This window comes from Pedobacter sp., from assembly GCF_035566355.1.
Taxonomy (GTDB): Bacteria; Bacteroidota; Bacteroidia; order Sphingobacteriales; family Sphingobacteriaceae; genus Pedobacter.
The window spans coordinates 1-4,821 of sequence record NZ_DATMRL010000681.1 but is presented as its reverse complement, the minus strand read 5'-3'; the positions used below and the strand labels follow the sequence as shown (position 1 = coordinate 4,821).

The window sequence follows — 4,821 nt, the reverse complement described above, 5'->3', positions numbered from 1 at the left end:
TAAAGTAATTGAGTATGTGGATCTGTCCCTTATGTAACCAGACTTTTCTAAAAAACAACCAGTCTCATGCCTGTGATGAAATGCAGGTAGAGGATTTTCTGCGCGGAAAATCTGACCATACCCTTAGCTTGTTCCAACATTTCACAGAACACGTATCTCAGATCGCGCAGATCAAACTAAATACGACAAAAACCATGATCAGTATAGAATGTGAAGGAAAAAGGAATATTTATATTTCCCAACTTGGCAAGAACTTTCTCCATGCTGTTTTTATTTTTAAACAATTGTATCCTGATAACTTATGCTTTATAAAATTTGGTCAGGTACCCGGAAGTGATCAATTTAACCACCACTTCAGGATGTATGAGAAAGAAGACCTCAATGAGGAAGTAGATCAGTTTATAAGAATGGCCCTGAACGAGGCCAGTTAAAGATTACGGCTCTGTCTTTCAACAAAGCCGTAATACTAAGAATTATTATGCGCTAAAGCTAATGTTCAAGGTAATTGGGGTTGCACTTAATGCTTTACTTACCGGGCAGCCCGCTTTTGCAGCATTGGCCAGTTCTGTAAATTTAGCCTCATCCATTCCAGAGACTTTACCCTTCAGATCAAGAATAATGCTGGAAATAGCAAAACCGCCTTCTACAGGATCCAAAGAAACAGTTGCCTCGGTAGTCAGTTCATCGGCAGTGAAACCTGCTGCAACGATCATAAAGCTCAATTGCATATTAAAACAACCTGCGTGTGCTGCTGCGATTAATTCTTCAGGATTGGTTCCGGCTTTTCCGTCTTCATTTTCGAAGCGGGTTTTGAAACTGTAAGGAGTTTGATCAAAGAACTTATTGGAGGAAGACAATGTTCCTTTACCTTCTAATCCTGTACCGTTCCATACGGCTGTAACTCTTCTTTTCATGTATATAAATTTATTGTTTTCAGGGATCTGTAAGCATCCGCAGATGCCGTTTTACTTACATAAACCTAAGCATTCCTTTTAAACTTTACAACAATTTAAGGCAGTCATTTTGTTAAGTCAATTTCCGTAATCAGGAAACAAAATCGACATCAACAGGTCTATTTTTTTAAAATAATTCAATGACGACTCCCAGATAATTAAAAATATTCATTACGTTTGAAAAAAGGAATTATATCCCGCTATGAGAACGACAATTTTTAATCTGAATACCATGATATCCAAGTTAAGCTCGGGTATTGCTGTTATTGTGGTTATTATTATTGTCATTCATGATATGGGGAAGGTTATGTAAAAAATAGATCAAAAATATTCTATCACATAAGCCTTCCCTACCCGGAAGGCTTTTTTTATGCTTTAAAATTATGAACGGGAAATTTATCATCAGCATCTTATCAGAAGACAAAAAGGGACTTCTAAACCAGATCACCTCTGTTTTCAACAAAAAAAATTATGAAATAGAAAGCCTCTGTGTGGCTAGAACAGATATCAGGAATATTGTGATGATCACCGTAGAAGCTTTGCTTCCTTCAACTGACCTTCAAAATACCCTGTTTAAACTGGAAAGGTTTATTGAAGTATACCGGGCAGATGCCCATTGTGCTAAAGCACACAGCCTGAGAAAAGTTGCTTTTTTCAGAGTTTCCAAAGAAATTATGACATCGCATTCCTGGTCGCTCATCCAAAAATATGGGGCAAGCATTACCGGAGTATTTGAAGATTCCCTGCTTTTAGAAAAAACCGGAACAGATGCTGATATACTAGAACTGTATAACAAACTGGATGGCAGTCATCTGCTCAGTTTTTGTAAAACGACTTTGGTTCTCGAGGAATCAATGTCAACTATGGAGGGGCTTTTTTAGGATAACAATCTTATCTTTGCCCTATGTCTATTGAAGAATTAGAAGCTTATTTTGAAAGTGTTGATCTGCCCGAAAATGTGTACCTGAATCAGGCCACCAAAATTACAGATGTAAAAAAGTTTGTAAGCAGTCATATCATAACCGTAAAAGCACATGGCCATATTAAGGCTTATTCAAGTTTTATGGATAGGCTGATACAGTTAAAAGAGATTATTGAAGCCCGGGATTCTGCAGAAAAGTCAGATTAAAGTTCTATATAAGTAAACCACTTTTTATAGATCTGATGGTATACACCATTCTCCTTAAGATGTCTGAGTACCTCATTGATCCGGTGCCTGAGTTCGGTATCTCCTTTCTTCATGGCGATACCATAATGGGAATGCGTATCGGGCAGAAACATTCCCATTTGCAGTTTTTTATATTTTTGTAAAAAACTCCCGGCAATAGGCGAATCGTCTATAACAATATCAATTTTCTTTTTAACAAGCTGCTGATAGAGTTCTTCATTTTTAGTGGCATGTACAACCTGATGATTTGGAAATTTCTCCATAATATATTTCTCCGCCTCCGTTGCAATACGGACCCCCAGAATTTTATGGTCAAAGCTGTTTAAATTATTTAAGGATGTACCCTCATTGACCACTGCGCAAAGTCTGAATTGCAAATAAGGCACGCTAAATTCCAAAATCCTTTGTCTGGAAGGAGTCATGGTCACAGCAGAACAGATCATATCCAGTTCTCCTTTATAGAGCTTTTCAAGGATGTTTTTCCAAAGCGAAATCTCATAGTGGATCTCCAGATTCAGCTGCCCGGCAATTTCTCTCATCAGATCAACCTCAAAGCCCTCAAATACATCAGAATTATAATCTGTATGCATAGGGACTGGTGCGACAGAATCCAATCCAATTTTAAGTATTTCTTTCATTTCAATGGTTTTTACAGTATTTAACTCAGATCCTGCTCGTTTAATCTTTATTTCAATACCAATACAACAATTGGAACTTGGTTATAAAGATAAGCCAGAATCCTTAAAATACGACAAATTGAGCAGAAATTAATCTAAAGAGATCATTCTGAGGCAAATGTTTTTTCGATGCGTTTATCTGGTACAAACCAGATCATAGCCACCAAAATGTAAATACCAAAACTGATCCAGGAGTTGAACATCGCTGCAACAATAGCGATCAAATACAGTGCAACCGAAATCTTCCCTTTGTTATCTGTTCCGATGGCTCTTTTTAACTGAACATTTTCATTGCCATTTCTAATTAGCACATTAATGAGAATAGAATAGGCTATTCCATTCATGAGTAATACAAAACCATATAATGCTGTTGGCCATTGACTAAAATGATTCTCGCCCATCCATCCGGTTACAAAAGGTATTAAAGACAACCAGAACAGCAAATGCAAATTAGCCCATAGTGTTGGTCCATTGATAGATTTAACACTTTGGAAGGTATGGTGATGGTTATTCCAGTAAATGCCCACATAGATAAAACTCAGTACATAACTGATAAATACGGGCAGCATCGGAAGCAGATCCTTAATGTTATCTTTCTCATGGGGTACTTTGATTTCCAGTACCATGATGGTGATGATGATGGCAATCACCCCATCACTAAATGCTTCCAAACGTCCTTTATGCATAGTTTCAATCTATTTCCACAGCAATATAACAAATAAATTAAAAAATGCGAGGCCACCAACGTTACCCTATCTTATTTCCAGTTAATGGATTTAAAAACGATCTCTCTGTAGTTGTCTTTTTCAAAGAAAACCCCGACACGATCTTCTGAAAGCTTCACCAAATCAGAATATGCAGTATAATCCCCTTTGTAATCTTCAGGACTTTTAGCCACCACTTTAGAAATTCCCCAGGTTTTCCCTTCATCAAAGCTGATCCTCAAAGTTAAGTTGTCTCTTGCTGTGGTATTTGCTGCATTGCAGAAAGCAAGAACTGCTTTCCCTTTCTTTCTGCCAATATTCAGAATACTTCCCTGGCAAACAGGATCTGGCAATTGCTGATCAAAATACGTTTTGGACCAGCTTTGTCCCCCGTCTTTACTGATGCTTACAATCCTCTGCCTGATATTGCCCAGCTGATTTCTGGCGTTGATCATCAACTGATTTCCAGACAACTCTACCGCCATAGATTCATTTCCTCCCGGTGTAGCAATATCTTCGCTCAATTTAAAGGTTCGACCATGATCATCTGTATAAAATCCATGTATTCTGCCATCTGCATAATGCGGTAAGGGTTTCCCGGCCGAATGATTTGCAGCAACATAGATCCGTCCCTCATACAGCCCTGAGTTTAGTTGTATCGCATGTCCGGGACCGTTGGCATAGCTCCTCCAGTCCTGTTCGAAGTGATACGCTTTATTGACGTCAGGTTGTTTAGGTTTATGAACATGGAGGGTAATATCTACTGGTGCTGACCAGCTTAAACCTCCATCAGCAGATGTCTTATACCAAACTTCACGTAAACCTTCTCCCTTTCTCACCTCATCTTCAGGGGCGTTCCCTGTGTTATAAAATAAGAATATACGTCCTTTTGGATAATCAGGATCAGTTAAATCCAACACGGGTGATGGATTTCCTGCTTGTAAAGTGTCATTAGAAACAACCGTAGTGATCACGCTCCATGTTTTCCCATGATCTGCGCTTTTCCTCATCACGATCTTTACATTTCCAAAATCCCCTGTCCCGTTTACGCGTCCTTCGGCAAAGGCCATTAAATCTCCGTTGGCCATTTTAATCATTGCAGGGATCCTGAAACTTTTGAACCCATCTGTACCAGAGCGGAATACTGAAACTTCCTGAGCCTTGGTAAAAACCGGACTGCCCACTAAAAGAACAAACACTGCTTTGTATAGAAAAGAAAAATACCTCATGATGCTAAATTTGTTAAAAGTTGTAAACAATACCATTCTTGTCTTGGCAGATGAAAGGGCCCTTTAAATAAATTACCTTTCGCAGTTTGT

The 4,821-nt window shown here is 38.5% G+C and carries 7 protein-coding genes; 3 read left to right on the top strand and 4 right to left on the bottom strand.

Going from position 1 to position 4,821, the window contains the following annotated elements:
• Positions 1-14: 14 nt before the first annotated feature.
• Positions 15-431 (top strand): hypothetical protein, encoded by a 417-nt coding sequence (locus tag VNZ46_RS26820; RefSeq protein ID WP_325564346.1) that lies wholly within the window; start codon positions 15-17, stop codon positions 429-431.
• A 45-nt stretch (positions 432-476) separates the two neighbouring features.
• On the opposite strand, the gene VNZ46_RS26815 is transcribed toward VNZ46_RS26820, so the two are convergent.
• Complete coding sequence (locus tag VNZ46_RS26815) at positions 477-920, bottom strand: OsmC family protein (RefSeq protein ID WP_422662181.1); 444 nt, start codon at positions 918-920, stop codon at positions 477-479.
• Between the two features lie 416 nt (positions 921-1,336).
• Between VNZ46_RS26815 and VNZ46_RS26810 the strand changes: the two genes are divergently transcribed.
• Both VNZ46_RS26810 and VNZ46_RS26805 read left to right on the top strand, forming a co-directional pair.
• Positions 1,337-1,834, top strand: a complete 498-nt coding sequence (locus VNZ46_RS26810; protein ID WP_325564342.1) for a hypothetical protein — start codon at positions 1,337-1,339, stop codon at positions 1,832-1,834.
• 23 nt (positions 1,835-1,857) lie between these two features.
• A complete protein-coding gene (locus VNZ46_RS26805; RefSeq protein WP_325564340.1) occupies positions 1,858-2,082 on the top strand; it encodes a DUF6965 family protein in 225 nt (74 codons plus the stop codon).
• Here VNZ46_RS26805 and VNZ46_RS26800 read toward each other — a convergent pair.
• From VNZ46_RS26800 to VNZ46_RS26790, 3 genes are all read right to left on the bottom strand, one after another.
• Complete coding sequence (locus tag VNZ46_RS26800) at positions 2,079-2,759, bottom strand: transporter substrate-binding domain-containing protein (protein ID WP_325564338.1); 681 nt, start codon at positions 2,757-2,759, stop codon at positions 2,079-2,081. The genes VNZ46_RS26805 and VNZ46_RS26800 overlap by 4 nt on opposite strands.
• Before the next feature lie 143 nt (positions 2,760-2,902).
• A complete protein-coding gene (locus tag VNZ46_RS26795; RefSeq protein ID WP_133781666.1) occupies positions 2,903-3,484 on the bottom strand; it encodes a TMEM175 family protein in 582 nt (193 codons plus the stop codon).
• 71 nt (positions 3,485-3,555) lie between these two features.
• Positions 3,556-4,731 carry a sialidase family protein gene (locus tag VNZ46_RS26790; protein WP_325564335.1) on the bottom strand — a complete coding sequence of 392 codons (1,176 nt, stop codon included), beginning with the start codon at positions 4,729-4,731 and terminating at the stop codon, positions 3,556-3,558.
• Positions 4,732-4,821 lie beyond the last annotated feature (90 nt).